The sequence below is a fragment of the Rhizobium sp. RSm-3 genome, from assembly GCF_001854685.1.
In the GTDB taxonomy this organism is placed as follows: Bacteria; Pseudomonadota; Alphaproteobacteria; order Rhizobiales; family Rhizobiaceae; genus Rhizobium; species Rhizobium ecuadorense.
In genome coordinates this window covers 1-15,009 of sequence record NZ_MAWZ01000046.1, presented here as the reverse complement: position 1 = coordinate 15,009, position 15,009 = coordinate 1, and the positions used below count along the sequence as shown (strand labels likewise).

The 15,009-nt window shown below is 61.2% G+C and carries 13 protein-coding genes; all 13 read right to left on the bottom strand.

The window, feature by feature from the left end:
• Positions 1 to 3 precede the first annotated feature (3 nt).
• Positions 4 to 1,026 (bottom strand): ABC transporter substrate-binding protein, encoded by a 1,023-nt coding sequence (locus BBJ66_RS25400; RefSeq protein ID WP_071090678.1) that lies wholly within the window; start codon positions 1,024 to 1,026, stop codon positions 4 to 6.
• Position 1,027: 1 nt separating this feature from the next.
• Positions 1,028 to 2,071: a LacI family DNA-binding transcriptional regulator gene (locus tag BBJ66_RS25395; RefSeq protein ID WP_071090675.1), complete on the bottom strand. Its 1,044-nt coding sequence runs from the start codon at positions 2,069 to 2,071 to the stop codon at positions 1,028 to 1,030.
• Positions 2,072 to 2,244: 173 nt separating this feature from the next.
• Positions 2,245 to 3,687: an efflux transporter outer membrane subunit gene (locus BBJ66_RS25390; RefSeq protein ID WP_049731198.1), complete on the bottom strand. Its 1,443-nt coding sequence runs from the start codon at positions 3,685 to 3,687 to the stop codon at positions 2,245 to 2,247.
• Positions 3,688 to 3,836: 149 nt separating this feature from the next.
• A complete protein-coding gene (locus BBJ66_RS25385) occupies positions 3,837 to 6,947 on the bottom strand; it encodes an efflux RND transporter permease subunit (protein WP_071090672.1) in 3,111 nt (1,036 codons plus the stop codon).
• 45 nt (positions 6,948 to 6,992) lie between these two features.
• Positions 6,993 to 8,204 (bottom strand): efflux RND transporter periplasmic adaptor subunit, encoded by a 1,212-nt coding sequence (locus BBJ66_RS25380; RefSeq protein ID WP_071090669.1) that lies wholly within the window; start codon positions 8,202 to 8,204, stop codon positions 6,993 to 6,995.
• A 155-nt stretch (positions 8,205 to 8,359) separates the two neighbouring features.
• Positions 8,360 to 8,962, bottom strand: coding sequence for a TetR family transcriptional regulator (locus BBJ66_RS25375; protein ID WP_071090666.1), 603 nt, complete (start codon positions 8,960 to 8,962; stop codon positions 8,360 to 8,362).
• A gap of 104 nt (positions 8,963 to 9,066) precedes the next feature.
• Positions 9,067 to 10,011 (bottom strand): phosphoribosylaminoimidazolesuccinocarboxamide synthase, encoded by a 945-nt coding sequence (locus BBJ66_RS25370; RefSeq protein WP_049731194.1) that lies wholly within the window; start codon positions 10,009 to 10,011, stop codon positions 9,067 to 9,069.
• Between the two features lie 179 nt (positions 10,012 to 10,190).
• Entirely contained in the window at positions 10,191 to 11,933 is a 1,743-nt protein-coding gene (locus tag BBJ66_RS25365) for an SLC13 family permease (RefSeq protein ID WP_071090663.1), read from the bottom strand.
• 102 nt (positions 11,934 to 12,035) lie between these two features.
• Positions 12,036 to 12,719: a phosphoribosyltransferase gene (locus tag BBJ66_RS25360; RefSeq protein ID WP_049731192.1), complete on the bottom strand. Its 684-nt coding sequence runs from the start codon at positions 12,717 to 12,719 to the stop codon at positions 12,036 to 12,038.
• Between the two features lie 14 nt (positions 12,720 to 12,733).
• Positions 12,734 to 13,540 (bottom strand): pseudouridine synthase, encoded by an 807-nt coding sequence (locus BBJ66_RS25355; protein ID WP_071090660.1) that lies wholly within the window; start codon positions 13,538 to 13,540, stop codon positions 12,734 to 12,736.
• 152 nt (positions 13,541 to 13,692) lie between these two features.
• Complete coding sequence (locus BBJ66_RS25350; RefSeq protein ID WP_003590425.1) at positions 13,693 to 13,899, bottom strand: hypothetical protein; 207 nt, start codon at positions 13,897 to 13,899, stop codon at positions 13,693 to 13,695.
• 140 nt (positions 13,900 to 14,039) lie between these two features.
• Positions 14,040 to 14,378 (bottom strand): hypothetical protein, encoded by a 339-nt coding sequence (locus BBJ66_RS25345; protein WP_071090657.1) that lies wholly within the window; start codon positions 14,376 to 14,378, stop codon positions 14,040 to 14,042.
• 279 nt (positions 14,379 to 14,657) lie between these two features.
• A partial coding sequence (locus tag BBJ66_RS35165) for a hypothetical protein (RefSeq protein WP_210184959.1) occupies positions 14,658 to 15,009 on the bottom strand: 352 nt, incomplete at its 5' end.

The window sequence follows — 15,009 nt, the reverse complement described above, 5'->3', positions numbered from 1 at the left end:
GCCTTACTGGCCGACCTTTTCGTTCCAGGTTTTCAGCCAGCCGGCGCGATTGTCGAGGGCGACGGCCGAAGGGATCAGCTTGAGGTTCTTGGCGGTTTCATCGCCATAGGTCAGATTATTGGCGGCGGCTTCGGACAGCTTGACCTCGCTGTTGGCGGGGCTGTCGACCAGCTTTTCGGCGAGCTTGGTCTGGATCTCGGTCGAAAGCCAGAAATCCATGAACTGCAAGGCGAGATCCTGGTTCTTCGACCCCTTGGTCAGCACCAGCACGTTCATGCCGCCGGTCTGCCCCTCTTTCGGCGTCGCCCAGGCGACCGGGACGTCGAGCTTGGTGAAGCCTGCCCAGGAGAAGCGACCGATCGGCGCTGCCCAGATCTCTTCCTGCTGCATCAGCTGTACGAGCTGCGAGGATTTTTCGTAGAAGGTGACGATGTCGTCCTTCTTCTCGCCCAGTGCTTCGATCGGTCCCTTCAGATCCGGCGTGTCCTTGCCGAGCGCCTGGCCGAGCATATAGAGCGCCGGTGGCCCCTGATTGGTGGTCACGTTCGGAAAGGCGACATGGCCGACATATTCCGGCTTCAGGAGATCGGCCCAAGAGTCGATCTTCATCTTGTCGGAGCGGTAGGCGATGGAGGTGGCGTAAAAGGTATAACCGACGCTCATGCCGTCGCGGTTCGGATCCTTGGCGACGTCGTAAAGCCTGGCGAAATTAGCGAGCTTAGCGGTGTCGATCTTGTCGACCAGGCCGGCGCGCGATGCGGCCAGCGCATCGGCCATGGAAACGGCGGCGAGATCGACGACAGGATTGGCCTTGTTGGCCTCCATCTTGGCCAGACGTTCGACGCTGTTGCCCGTCTCGACCACGAGCTTGCAGCCGCATTTGGCTTCGAACGGATCATAGACCAGCGTTTTGAAATCGTCCTGCGCAAAGGCATAGACGGAAATGGTCAGCGTGCGGTCCGCTGCGGCTACTCCGAGCGGAGACAGGGCGGCGAGTGCTGCCGAGGCAATGAGAGCTTTTTTCATCTTACATGTTCTCCATCTCTGAGGTTTTTGGTGCCGGGTTCGCGGGCCCGGATGATTGGCGGACGACCAGCTGCATGGCGACGCGCTCGATCTCAGCGGTAACGAGCACGCCCTGCCGGATGCTGTTTGCTCTTATGGCATCCGCCAGCGCCGACACGGCAATCCCGGCAATAGTGTCCATGTCCATGCGAACCGTCGTAAGCGACGGCGTGACGACGGGCGACCAGATGAGGTCGTCGAAGCCGGTGACGCTGACATCGGCTGGAATGTTGACGCCGGCCTGCTGTAGCTCCGTCAGCGCACGCAGCGCCTGCAGATCGGAGAGGGCCGCGAAAGCGGTGAACCCCTGCCTCACTCTTTCGGCGAGTCCAAGCGGACAGCCGCTGCCCCCATCCCGCTCCAGCTTGTCGATCCACAGGGTTTCAGCATGCATGCCGGAGTGCAGACCAGAGCGGATGCCACCGACGCGGTCGTTCTGGACGCTGGATTCCTGATTGTTGCCGATGATGAGGATGCGGCGATGGCCGAGGCCGGCAAGATGGCCGGCGATTTCACGGCCGCCTTGCCAATGGTCGGCGGAAACGGTGTTGCCCGGCGTCGAAGGGGTATCAATGACGGCGATTGGACAGGCGGCGGAGGAAATGCGGGTGGCGCGGCGGGGAATGATGACCATGCCATCGACGCCACGTTCGACGAGCCGATTAATGGCCTCGGTCTGGGCGGCGACATCGCCGCGGGAATCGGCGATCAGCACACCGTAACCGGCGGCAGAAGCGGCGAATTCGATCGCCTGGGCGATCTTGGGAAAGAGCGGATTGGCGATGTCGGGCAGCACCAGTCCGAGAACGCCGCTGCGGCCGGTCCGCAGCGCCCGCCCGGCCTGGCTCGGGACGTAACCGAGCTCGGCCGCATGCTCGCGAATCCTTTCGACCAGTTGGCCGGAGACGCGGCCCTTGCCTGATAGCGCATTGGAGACCGTGGCGACCGAGACGCCGAGCGACGTCGCTATCCTGCTGAGGTTCGGTCCCGAACGCGATGAAGCCATGATCGATGACGCCTGATTAATCGTTTAATCAGAGCTTTACCTCAGCTCTTTTCGCATGTCGAATCCCAATTCATCTTATCGCGCTTTATCCGCGATACAAATTCGGCCGACATGAAAAAGCCCCGCGAGACGATCGCGGGGCTGTGTATGTCCATACGACGCAAGGCGGCCGATCAGGTCTTGGCCGGCTTCACCACGACAGTGGTGTTGGCCACGGTGGCCTTGCCGCCGGGGGCGTAGCCGCCGCCGACCGCGATGTTGAGGGAGACATAGTCCTTGGCCATCTGCTGAACTGCCTGGGCAAGGCTTGCCTGGGCGAGCGAAACCTGGCGTTGCGCGTCGAGAACGTCGAGCAACGAAGAGGCGCCGTCCTTGTAAGATGCAGTCGACAGTTCCAGGGTTTCCTGCGTGGTCTTCACCTGGGCCTGGAGTGCAGAAACCGTGCGGGCGTCACGCCGGACAGCGGCGAGTGCGTTCTCAACCTGCTCGACGGAGGTCAGCACCGTCGATTTCCAGTTGAGGTAGGCGGTCGCGGCGTCGGACTGTGCAGACTTGACGTTGGCGCGCAGGCGGCCGCCATCGAAGATCGGCAGGTTGAGGGTTGGACCGAATGACCACGGCGTCAGGCCGCCATGGATGCCGCGCTGGTTGATGTAGGACGGCGAGATCGAACCGCTGAGCGAGATGCTCGGATAAAGCTGCGCCTGGGCAACACCGATATTGGCCGTTGCCGCGGCGAGATCGCGCTCCGCTACGCGAACGTCGGGACGGTTGCGGATCAGGTCGGCCGGGATGCCGGAATTGATGCCGCCCCGGAACACCGGCTGTCCGTGGCCCTTCAGCAATTCGTCGACGAGGGCCGAGGCCGGCAGGCCGAGCAACGTGGCAATGTGATGGGCCGATATGCGGATGTTGGTTTCGAGGCCTGGAATTTCGGCGAGCGTCGATTGTACCAAGCCTTCGGCCTGGACGACGTCAAGACGCGAGGCGGCGCCGGCTTCAAGCTGGAACTTGGTCAGCTCGTAGGTTTCCTGGCGAGACTTCAGGTTGGCCCTCGAAAGCGCCAGGCGCTGCTGATAGTAGCGAACGTCGATATAGCTCGAGACGAGATCCTGCACCAGGGTCAGCTTGGCGACATCGGCGGATGCATAGGCGGAATCGAGCGAAGCGAGCGCGCTCTCGGTGCTGCGCTTGTAGAGGCCGAAGAGATCGAGCAGCCAGCTCAGCTGGACGTCGCCGGCACTGGTATTGCGTGTGTCGAACTGCGTGCGCAGTTCGCCCCTCTGGCCGCTGACCGTATGCGAGCCGCCGACCGTCAGGTTCGGCAGGCCGCCGGCGCCGGCGGTGGTGACGTTGGCGGAGGCCGCATTGATGCGTTCGATCGCCTGCTGGACGCTCAGGTTCTGGTCGAGGCCGGCCTGGACATAGCCATTCAGTTTGGGGTCGTTGAAGGCGGTCCACCAGGCTGCGGTAGCAACATCGCCTACACTCTTTGTTCCGCCCTCTCCGAATTTGGCGGGCAGCGGCATCTCAGGAGGAGCATGATCCGGGCCAACAACGCAGCCCGACAATAATAACAGCAATGCCGGTGTGGCGGCAAAACGAAGAGATACCATTCATTTCATCCTGTACTCGAGCAAGTCAATTCTTGTCCGAAGCTTCATGCTTCACTATCGGCCGCCGCGCCTCGTTTACCAAAAACACCATTCCGAAGCAGTCGGGCGCAATGTAGCAATCGAAACAGCATTATCACAGTGCATTTATATCACAGTCCCGCCGCATTTTTGCCGCGTGTGGCAAAGATGCGTCGAATGACGACGAAGAAAGACGGTACGAAGAAAATTCCGAGCATCGTTGCCGCCAGCATGCCGCCGAGAACGCCGATACCGATGGCGTTCTGTGCCGCCGAACCCGCGCCTGTCGCAATTGCCAGCGGCACGACACCGAGAATGAAAGCCAGCGAGGTCATGATGATCGGCCGCAGGCGCAATCTCGCTGCCTCAAGGGTCGCTTCGTAGAGGCCCATGCCGCTTTCCATGCGGTCCTTGGCAAATTCGACGATGAGGATCGCGTTCTTCGCCGCCAGCCCGATGGTCGTGAGCAGGCCGACCTTGAAATAGACGTCGTTTGCCTGACCGAACAAGGTCGCTGCCGTCAGCGCCCCGAGAATGCCGACAGGCACCGCCATGATCACCGAGAAGGGGATCGACCAGCTTTCATAAAGCGCTGCCAGGCAGAGGAAGACGACGAGAACGGAGATCGCATAGAGCATCGGCGCCTGCGAACCGGAAAGGCGCTCCTGATAGGAGATGCCCTGCCAGGCGACCGTATAGCCGCCGCCGAGCTGTTCGGTCAGCGCTTCCATTTCGTTCATCGCATCGCCGGAGGAAACCCCAGGCGCGGAAGCTCCATCGAGCGGAATGGCGCTGACGGCGTTGAAGCGGGCAAGCGAGGGCGCACCCTTCACCCATTCCGTCTTGGTAAAGGCGGAGAAGGGCACCATCTCGCCGTCATTGTTGCGGGCGTACCAGTGGTTGAGATCGTCAGGCTGCATGCGGAAGGGAGCATCGCCCTCGACGTAGACCGGTTTGATCTCGCCGTTCAGGGTGAAGTCGTTGACGTCGCGGCCGGTGAAGATGATCGACAGCATCGAATTGACCGAGGCGATGTCGACGCCCATGGCGCCGATCTTCTCCTGATCGAGCACGATTCGCATCTGCGGCTCGACTTCCTTGTTGCTGCTGCGCAGCGCCACGATCTTGCCTGAGGTATTGCCCATCTGGATCAGCCGCTTGGAGGCGGCCGTCAGGGCGTCGTTGCCATGGCCGCCGGTATCGACGAGGTACATGGAGAAGCCGCTCGATACGCCGAGACCCTGGATCGCCGGTGGCAGAAGTGCAAAGACCTGCGCCTCGCGGATCGCAAAGAAATTGCCGAGCGCACGGTTGACGACCGACTGGGCGCTGAGCTTGGGATCGGTGCGCTTTGCGAAATCCTTGAGCTTGGTGAAGACGATAGCGCTGTTCTGGCCGGAGCCGTTGAAGCCGAAGCCGAGGGCGCCGAACACGGATTCCACCGCATCCTTTTCGTTTTCACGATAATATTTCTCGACCTTCTCGACGACCGCCTGGGTCTGCTGGGTGGTCGAGCCCGGCGGCGTAGTGACGATGGTCAGCAGCACGCCCTGGTCTTCCTGCGGCAGGAAGGAACTCGGCAGGCGGGTGAAGAGATAGGCGCAGCCGGCGCCGACGAGCAGGAAGACCAGCATGACCCGGATCGGCCGTTTCAACAGATAGCCGATGGTGCCGACATAGCTGTTGGTCGAGCGCGTGAAATTGCGGTTGAACCAGTCGCCGACGCGGTGCTTCCTGTGTTCGCCGACCGGCTTTAGCATCGTGGCGCAAAGGGCTGGCGTCAGCACGAGGGCGACGAGCGCCGACAGCAGCATGGCCGAGACAATCGTGATCGAAAACTGGCGATAGATGATCCCGGTGGAGCCGCCGAAGAAGGCCATGGGAATGAAGACGGCGGTCAGCACGAGCGCGATGCCGACGATGGCGCCGGTGATCTCGCCCATCGATTTTTCCGTCGCCTCGAGCGGCGAAAGCTTTTCTTCGGACATGATGCGTTCGACGTTTTCGACGACGACGATGGCGTCGTCGACGAGAAGGCCGATCGCCAGCACCATGGCGAACATCGTCAAGGTATTGATCGAGTAGCCGGTGACCGCCAGCACGCCGAAGGTGCCGAGCAGCACCACCGGAACGGCAATCGTCGGGATCAGCGTCGCCCGCAGGTTCTGCAGGAAAATGAGGAGGACGACGAAAACGAGCACGATCGCCTCGATCAACGTGTGCACGACCTTCTCGATCGACAGCTCGACGAAGGGTGTCGTGTCGTAGGGATAGGTGATTTCCACACCTGCGGGCAGGCCGCGGCCGATGACATCGAGCGCCGAGCGCACGCGGGCGGCGGTATCGATGGCGTTGGCGCCGATCGCCAGGTTGACGGCAAAACCGGTCGAGGGCTGGCCGTTGTAGCGCGAATTGCCGCCATAGCTTTCCTGGCCGATCTCGATGCGCGAGACGTCGCTCAAACGCACCGTCGCGCCATCCTTTTCGACCTTCAGAATGATGTGCTCGAAATCGGCGACGGTGGTCAGCTGGCTTTGCGCGGTGATGGTGACGTTGATCTGCTGGCCGGGGACCGCCGGCTGGGCGCCGAGCGAACCGACCGAGACCTGGGTGTTCTGCGCCTGGATGGCGGCGGTGACGTCGCTCGGCGTCAACTGATATTTCAAGAGCTTAAAGGGATCGAGCCAGACGCGCATGGCGTATCCCGAACCGAAGACGTTGATGCTGCCGACACCTTCCAGGCGTTGGATCTGATCCTCGATCGAGGTCGACAGGATATTGCCGAGGTCGACCGAGTTGCGCTTGCCGTCGGTGGAAACAAGCGAACCGACGAGAAGGATGCTCGACGTCGAGCGGGTGACGCTGATGCCGGCATCGATGACATCACCAGGAAGCTGCGACTGAACCAGCTGCAACTTGTTCTGCACCTGCACCTGAGCGATATCAGGGTCGGCGCTCGTTCCGAAGGTCAGCTGGATGCTGGCCGAACCCGTCGACGAGGTCGAGGTCATGTAAGTTAGATCGTCGAGGCCCGTCATGCCGTCCTCGATGATCGTCGTCACCGATTTCTCGACGGTCTCTGCACTCGCGCCCCGATAGGTGGCATTGATGCGGACCGTTGTCGGGGCGATGTCGGGATATTGCGAGATCGACAGGGTGAAGATCGCCAGCAGGCCGGCGAGCATGATGGTGATCGCAATGACCCAGGCGAAAATCGGACGTCGGATGAAAAACTTGGCCATCGGTTGTTCCTGTGCGGCTGAGACGGTGACGATGCGGGCTCGAAGCTATTTCGCTGCGGGCTTCTCTGCGTCACCGGCCGCGGGCTGCTCGGCAGCCACGACCACGCCATTGTCGGTGATCTTCATCGGAACCGGTTTCACCGGCATGCCTGACGTGATCGATTGCAGGCCGCTGACGATCAGCTGATCGCCGTCCTTGATGCCTTCGGTGACGAGCCAGGAATTATTGGAGGGCGAGCTGTTTTCGAAAGCGCGGGTTTCGACCTTGCCGTCGGCGGAAACGAACTGTGCCGTCAGCCGGCCATTGGCGTCACGGCTCGTCGCCAGCTGCGGCAGCGCATAACCGTCCTCCGCGCCAAGCTCGACGGTTGCCCGGACATACATGCCGGGCAGCACGATACGGTCGGGATTGGGAAAGAGCACGCGGATGATGAATGTGCCTGTGGTCTCGCTGACCACCTGCTTCGACATGTCGAGCTTGCCCTGCTGATTGTATTCCTTGCCGTCTTCGAGGATCAGGTGGAAGACGACATTGGCTGCCCCCTTGATGTCGCCGGCGGCCATCGCATCGCGCAGCTTCAAGAGGTTGGTGCTCGACTCGGTCAACGAGATATAGATCGGATCGAGCTGGCGGATCGTCGTCAGCGCCGTCGTCTGGTTGGCCGAGACGACGTTGCCGACATTATAGGCCGTCTGGTCGCTGATGCCGTCGAAGGGCGCGATGATCCTAGTGTGGTCGAGGTCGATCTGCGCGGCGGACAGTGCTGCTTTCGCCGATTCGACTTCGGCCTTGGCCTGGAGCAGCGTCGTCTTGGCGGTTTCGAATTCGATCTGGGTGGCGCCGCTGCCGACCAGGCGCTGGTAGCGGTCGAGATTGCTTTCCGCGCTCGGCACACTCGCCTCGGCTTTGGAGATTGCCGCCTTGGCCTGCTCGACGGCGGCGATATAGGGGGCATCCTCGATCTGGTAGAGAAGGTCGCCCTTCTTGATCTCGCCGCCTTCCTTAAACGCGATCTCGCGGATGAGGCCGCTCACCTGTGGGCGGATATCGGCCGTCTGGAAGGTCTCGGCGCGGCCGGGAAGGATGGTGGTGACTGGGAAACTGCCCTTTCTCAGCGTGATTACGCCGACCGGAGAGGCCTGCTGGGTCGCGCCAGCGCCCGCATTGCCGGCGGGCTTGCCGGCGTTGTCGCTGCAGGCTGCGAGCAACGCGCCGAACGCCAGCACCGAGGAGATGAGGAGGACACGCCGTATCATTCTGAATTCCCTGTACGGGGCAATGGCCGTTCGATCCACGGGCTCGGCTCCGCCGAGCGCAGGCTTATATAAGCGTCAGGATTGGTTCGGCTTCAAATGCCATCATCCGAATTTAACAAAAGCTTTACGAAGTGACGTAAGTCAGCAATCGTCACTTAGCAAGCGTTATTTTGCAGTGCGGCATCGACGAAATCCACGATGTCCTCGGCGCGGCGCACCAGCGTTTCCTTGTCGTCGCGGACGATCAGGATGGGGTGCAGCACACAGGTCAACACGTCTGCGACGGTGTGTGCCGCGCTTTTCGGATCGCGGCAATGGTAGCGTTCCTCCGCCATGCCCTCGAGGATGATCCCGCCGAGCTTCTCTTCGATACGGGCGCGATAGCGGTTGCCGGCCTCGAGTTTGGCTTCGACCGTCGAAAGCACCATTTCGAAGATGTAGGGGTTTTTCTGGATGTCCTGCAGATGGCCTTCCAGCAGGCGCAGAACGAAGCGGAGCAATTGCTCTTTCGGCGGCAGGTCCTGGTCGAAGGCTGCGAAACGCTCGGTGGCGTTGTCGAGATGGCGTCCGGCGATCGCATCGATCAGCGCGACCTTGGAACGGAAATGCTTGAAGACATTGGCCGGGGACATGTGAAGCGCCCCGGCGATGTCGGCGATCGACACTGCCACATAGCCGCGCTCGCGAAACAACGTCTCCGCCATGGAGAGGATATCCTCCCGCGTTTCCTCGGCCTTGCGTCTCGGCCTTCTTGCCATCCGTCCCCCGCCGGGCCGGGCCCGATCCTTTTGGCTGATGTTAGCGCGATTGCACGAAATGCCGCAAGCCGATGATTGGCCGGCGGCTTTCGCGCGCCGCCATCTCAGGGGAAGTGCGGGGCGAGGTTCTGCCGGATACGGGCAAGCGGCGTCTCGCCGCTGTCGTCGGGAACAAAGCGCTCGCCGGTGATCGCCTCATAGGCCCTGATGTAGACGGCCGAGGTTTGTTCGATCAGTTCGGTGGGGATCTCGGGGATCTCGTCCTTATACGGGTCGCAGCGTTCCGCCACCCAGGCGCGGACGAAATCCTTGTCGAAACTTTCCGGGCGTTTCCCGGCGGCAAAACTTGCCGGATAGCTTTCGGCAAGCCAATAGCGGCTGCTGTCGGGCGTGTGGATCTCATCGGCGAGGATGATGTTGCCGTCGGCGTCGGTGCCGAATTCATATTTGGTGTCGACGAGAATCAGGCCGCGTTTGGCCGCCATTTCCTGGCCGCGGGCAAAGAGTGCGAGCGCGTATCGCGAAAGGGTTTCCCACTGCTGCCTGGTCAGCAGGCCGCGCGAGACGATTTCGGCAGGCGTCAGCGGCTCGTCATGGCCGCCGTCGAATTCCTTGCTGGTCGGGGTGATGACGGGTTCGGGCAGGATCTGGTTGTCGCGCATGCCGTCGGGCAGGTGCATGCCGTACATCTCGCGCTCACCCTTCTTATAGAGCGTCAGGATCGAGGTGCCGGTGGTACCGGCGAGATAACCGCGCACAACGATTTCGACCGGCAGAATGTCGAGCCGCTTGCCGATGACGACATTGGCATCGGGATAGTCGAGGACATGGTTCGGGCAGATGTCCTTCGTCGCCTCGAACCAGTAGCGCGCCGTCTGCGTCAGCACCTGGCCCTTATAAGGAATGCAGGTGAGGATGCGGTCGAAAGCGCTCAGCCGGTCGGTGCTGATGATGATGCGGCGTCCGTCCGGAAGATCGTAGTTCTCGCGCACCTTGCCGCGATAATAGTTCGGCAGTTCCGGGAAATGGGCTTCGGATAGGATTCGCACGGCGCTAGACTGTCCTTGTGATTGGGTGAAGGCTTCCTGCTCTACTGCATAATTCCTTAAATCGGAATCGATTTAAGGAATTATGCAGTACTCAATGTGCTACAGCGTCCTTTCCGCGTCTGAAAGACGCGCGGCGCTGTAGTCATCGCCGGGAGGTCAAGGTGGCCCCAACTATCGTATCACAGCCAGAACAGAGCCAGGAGAAACAAAGCGAGGCCATAACTTGTGACGGCAAGTGGCCAGCCGACGAGCAGGAAGTCACCGAAGCGGTAGCCGCCGATGCCCATTGCCAGCGTGTTGTTGTGATGGCCAAAGGGCGTCAGGAAATCCAGCGAGGCGCCGGCGGCGACGGCGATCAGATAGGCGTCCGGGGCGTGGCTGCCAGCTTTCGCGAATTCCAGTGCGATCGGGGCCAGTATGATTGCGACCGTCGCATTGTTGACGAAGGGCGTCAGCGCCATGGCGAGGAAGAGGATGAGAGCGATGCCGAAGAGCGGGCGGGTGATCGGCACGACGAGGCTCAGCCAACCGGCAGTGGTTTCGGCTGCCCCGGTGGTTGCCACTGCCTGACCGATCGGAATCATCGCCGCCAGCATGATAATGATCGGCCAGTTGAGATCGGCCATCGCCTGGCGGATATTCAGATGATTGAGCAAAGCGAGCACGAGCACGACGCCGGCAAAGGCGACGTCGGGACGCAGACCGGCGGCAGATGCGGCGATGCCGCAGGCAAAGAGCGCGAAGGGCCGCCAGGAGAGCGAGGCCGGGTCGCTCGAAGCAGCCGAAGCGAGCGGCAGGCACTCGCTTTCTTCAAGCGCTTCGGCGATCGCCATGCGCGGCCCTTCGAGCGTCAATATATCGCCGATCGACAGCTGCAGGTCGAGGAAACGGCCCTCGATGCGTGGCGCGCGCATGGAAAGAGCGATGACCGCGACGCCGCGGCTGTGAAAGATTTCGAGCGAGCGGATGCGCGAACCGACCAGCGTGCTTTCCGGCATGACGACGGCTTCGACGCGGCAAAAATCCGGCTGCAGGCCATGCGGATTGATATCGGCGATCAGCGCCTGCGCGGCGGCAAGGCCGGCAAAGACGGTATCGTCGCCTTCGGCGAGCAGCATGTCGCCGGCTTCGATCACCGACTGATCGAGCGGACCGAAGACGAAATTCTCGCCGCGGATCAGCGCATGCGGCTTGATGCCGAAATGCGAGGGACAATCGGAAAGCCGGACGCCGATCAGCGGCGACCCGTCAGGGACGCGACGCTCCACGACGATGCGGCGCTTGGCCGGTGAGATCGCCGCCGGCGCCTCGTCGGGCTCTGGAAACAGCCGCTGCACACGAAAGGCGATGAGCAGAATGCCGGCGATTGCGACCGGCAGGCCGACATAGGCGAAATCGAAGAAGCGAAAGCCGGCTCCGGTCGCATTGGCGAGCGCGTCGCTGACGAGCAGGTTGGCCGGGGTGCCGATCAGCGAGACGAGGCCGCCGAGCAGGGCTGCAAACGCGACCGGCATGACGAGCTGGCGGCGGGGAATCGTCAGCGCCGTGCCGAGCCGCAGCGCCACCGGCAGGGTGATCGCAAAGGCGCCGATATTGTTCATGAAGATGGAGATGAAACCGGCAAGCGAAGAGGTGCCTGCTATGACCTGGAAGCCCGACGGGCCTGCGGCCGCGAAACGGGCCGCGAGATTGTCGAAGAGCCTGGCGCGCGCCAGCACCTGGACGATCAGCAGGATCTCGACGACCGTGACCACGACGGGACTGGCAAAGCCGGTGAAGATCTGGTCGGCTGGATAAAGCCCGAGCGCATAGCCGGCGAGCAGACCGGCGATCGAAATCACCTCGATGCGGAAGCGATCGAGTGAGAAAAGAACGAGCATCGCCAGCAGAAGGATCAGCAGGGATGCTTGCTCGAACGTCATGCGTGGGCCCGGTGTTTCATCGACGAGGCGAACTGTAATCGTTCCTCATGCGCTGTACAGAGGTTCCTTCAGGCAAAGATTGAACAATTCTCAAGTCTCTCGTCAAGCCGATGGGGTCCACCGACCGGTTGCGTTCCGCTCCAGAATAGGAGTTGCGAAAACGCCGACGGTGCGCGCGATCCATTGCGGTCCGGTGGCCGCCAGGCTTTCGCGCCAGCGATCCGATTGCAGCATCGCCGCACCGATGGCGGCCGGTTCGATGCCGCAGCCCATCAGCAGGTGAAGGCCGGCCGTGATCGAGGCGCCGCTGGATATGACGTCATCGATCAGCGCGACGCGCCGTCCGATCAGCAGCGGCAGCATGCGCGGATCGATATAGAGGCGCTTCTGCTGTGTCGGCGTGGTGATCGAGGACAGGGCGACGGAAAGCTCGTCGCGGTACCAGAATTTGCGCGAGGTGCCGAGCGGAACATAACGGTGGTGGCCGAGCTTCTGCGCCACCGCGGCGGCAAGCGTCAGGCCGAGTGTCGGCAGGCCAGCGACGACATCGATGCACATCGGCCTGATCTTTTCGGCGAGGCTTTCGGCCAAGGTATCGAGCACGGCGAAGCTCGCCTGGTTGACGATCAGCGAGGCGAGGGCATGTTCACCATCCGCCAACACGCGGATCGGCAGGCGAAGCTGGCGGCCGTCTTCCAACACAGCGACATAGAAGGAGGTGAACTCGCCGGCGGCGGCAAAGGTGCCGGGCGGATGAAACTCCTGCCAGAAATCATGCGGCGCCATGCCAGCCCCATCCGTCAATTGCGTCTTGTCCTCTCAACCCCGGTTTTCCGGCGCAACGCTTGTAACTCCGCCTCGGTCAGCGCACGCACGGCGCCTTTCGGCAGTTCGCCGAGTTCGAGCCCGCCGATTGCGACGCGCACGAGGCGCAGGCACTCGGTTCCGAGCGCCTCCAGCATGCGGCGGATCTGGCGGTTGCGGCCCTCGTCGAGTTCGACCTCGATCCATGAATTGCGGTCGCCCTGGCGCAAGCGCCGCGCGGCGGTCGCCGTCAGCAATTCACCGTCGTGACGGATGCCCGATGTCATGGCGGCGATGCCCTCGTCGTCCATGATGCCGTCGATCTGGACATGATAGGTCTTCGTCACATGCGTGATCGGATCGAGCAGGATCTGGGCGAATTCCGTGTCGTTGGTGAAAAGCAGCAGGCCTTCGCTCGCCTTGTCGAGCCGGCCGACCGGGGAGAGATGCGGGATGTCGAAATTCCTGAGACAATCATAGACCGTCGGCCTGCCTTCGGGATCGTCGCGGGTGGTGACGAGCCCGCGCGGCTTGTTGAGCATCAGATAGATTTTCGCTTCGGCGGCAATGACGAGACCGTCGACGCTGATCTTGGCCGTAGCAAGATCGACCCAGGCGGAGGTGTCGTTGATGGTGCGGCCGTCGACGGCAACGCGACTTTCGCCGATCAGCCGCTCGGCCTGGGTTCGGGAGCAATAACCAAGCTTGGAAAGAGCACGGGGGAGGGTGACCCGCTTGGCCGCGGCACCGTCGGCGGGCTTTGTCCGCTCGCGCGTTTTATACGATGGGCGCCGTTCCCTCATTTGCGGTCCTTATGCTGCCTTCATGCCCTCTCTTGGCATGAACGACGCAACGATGCCAGCAAGGCAAAGAAAAACCGAGGGAAGAGATGCCGTAAAAGAACGTCAGCGCTTTGGTGAAAAGCGCCGTTCCGGCATGGTGGGGTTGCGCTGGCTCAGCGGCAGGCCATGAAGCCGGCAAGTTCCTTGCGGCTGACAACGATACCGGCGGCGGCCTTGACCGGGTCCGGATGCGTATACGACAGACTTGGCATTTCGGGCAGGTCGAGTGCCTGGCGCATATTCATGATGCCGACCGCGTAACGGCCGTTGACGCCATCGACGCTGACTTCAATGATGCAATTGGCCCTCTTGTTTTCCATGCTGTCCTCCCTTTCGTTTTTTATGGTCCCTTGCTTGCATTAAAAATTGGTTTTTCTAAGACATAAGCATTTACGCACCCTGCCGAAAAACGGATCGGCGGGTGCGTAAAAATATGATTTTTCAACGGATCCGGCAGGCCCTAGCGCCACCAATGGCGTGGCTGCGGCTGTGAGCTGGCGGAAAGCAGATAGCCGGCGAGGAAGCCAATGGCGCCTGCAAGCACCAGCGCAGTTGTCGCTGCGGTCGGATGCTCGCGCGCAGCGCCTGCAGCAGCGACCCCTTCGGCCTTGATCTGGGCGACGGCATTCTTGGCGCGGGGCAAGGCGTCATCATAAGCCTTGCCGGCGCGGCCGCGCACTTCGTAATAAGCTTCGGCGCCTTGGGCGGAAATCATCTTCTGCAGGCGCGAGACTTCCTGTTGGAGTGCGGCGATGTCCTTGCTGACAGATGCTCTGATATCATCGGTGTTGGCAGCCATATCGGTCTCCTTCCTTCAATGGGAAAGACAACACTCCAGACGGCGATAGGTTCCGAAATGTCCGCCATTGATTTGTGACGGAAATTTAAAGCCTGCGGCCGGAAGCACGTTCATCCTTCGTTAACCATAAATTCGCTCAAGCGGCTGTTTTCCTATCATCTTTTGCCGGTTGAGAGCGGGTTTCCGATGATTTTTTGACCGGGCGGTAAAGGAATTTTTGAAAATTTGCTCCGAAAACGCCGACTGTGGATAAGGGTCTGCGGAAAAATGCTTGCCGAATCAACCCGTTACAAAAATGTCAAAAAACTTTGGTTTGGTGTGTTGACTTGGAAAAGGGGTTAGTTCTATAAGCCCACTCACTGAACGAGGGCGGCGGCGCTGCTGGCGACGAAGTCCTTCGTTCTCAAGAAACTCAAGCGGATTGGCGATTGGCTGGTTTGTGTTCTGGGCGAAAGTTTGGAGCGGGTTTTGGTGACGGCTTAGGGTCGTCGGTTTTTTGACAATTGAATATAGAGAAGAAAGAGAAACGTGGGCGGCGGAGCTTGCGGGATCTGAAGAGATTTGGATCCTTTGAAAGAGACTTTGGCGGTCACGTTTATCAAGAGAAGTTACACTGGTTTTCGGAGATGGA

Excerpts from the sequence above, each read along its gene's own strand:
- BBJ66_RS25400 (WP_071090678.1), bottom strand. The coding sequence starts at position 1,026 with ATGAAAAAAGCTCTCATTGCCTCGGCAGCACTCGCCGCCCTGTCTCCG.
- BBJ66_RS25395 (WP_071090675.1), bottom strand. The coding sequence starts at position 2,071 with ATGGCTTCATCGCGTTCGGGACCGAACCTCAGCAGGATAGCGACGTCG.
- BBJ66_RS25390 (WP_049731198.1), bottom strand. The coding sequence starts at position 3,687 with ATGGTATCTCTTCGTTTTGCCGCCACACCGGCATTGCTGTTATTATTG.
- BBJ66_RS25385 (WP_071090672.1), bottom strand. The coding sequence starts at position 6,947 with ATGGCCAAGTTTTTCATCCGACGTCCGATTTTCGCCTGGGTCATTGCG.
- BBJ66_RS25380 (WP_071090669.1), bottom strand. The coding sequence starts at position 8,204 with ATGATACGGCGTGTCCTCCTCATCTCCTCGGTGCTGGCGTTCGGCGCG.
- BBJ66_RS25375 (WP_071090666.1), bottom strand. The coding sequence starts at position 8,962 with ATGGCAAGAAGGCCGAGACGCAAGGCCGAGGAAACGCGGGAGGATATC.
- BBJ66_RS25365 (WP_071090663.1), bottom strand. The coding sequence starts at position 11,933 with ATGACGTTCGAGCAAGCATCCCTGCTGATCCTTCTGCTGGCGATGCTC.
- BBJ66_RS25360 (WP_049731192.1), bottom strand. The coding sequence starts at position 12,719 with ATGGCGCCGCATGATTTCTGGCAGGAGTTTCATCCGCCCGGCACCTTT.
- BBJ66_RS25355 (WP_071090660.1), bottom strand. The coding sequence starts at position 13,540 with ATGAGGGAACGGCGCCCATCGTATAAAACGCGCGAGCGGACAAAGCCC.
- BBJ66_RS25350 (WP_003590425.1), bottom strand. The coding sequence starts at position 13,899 with ATGGAAAACAAGAGGGCCAATTGCATCATTGAAGTCAGCGTCGATGGC.
- BBJ66_RS25345 (WP_071090657.1), bottom strand. The coding sequence starts at position 14,378 with ATGGCTGCCAACACCGATGATATCAGAGCATCTGTCAGCAAGGACATC.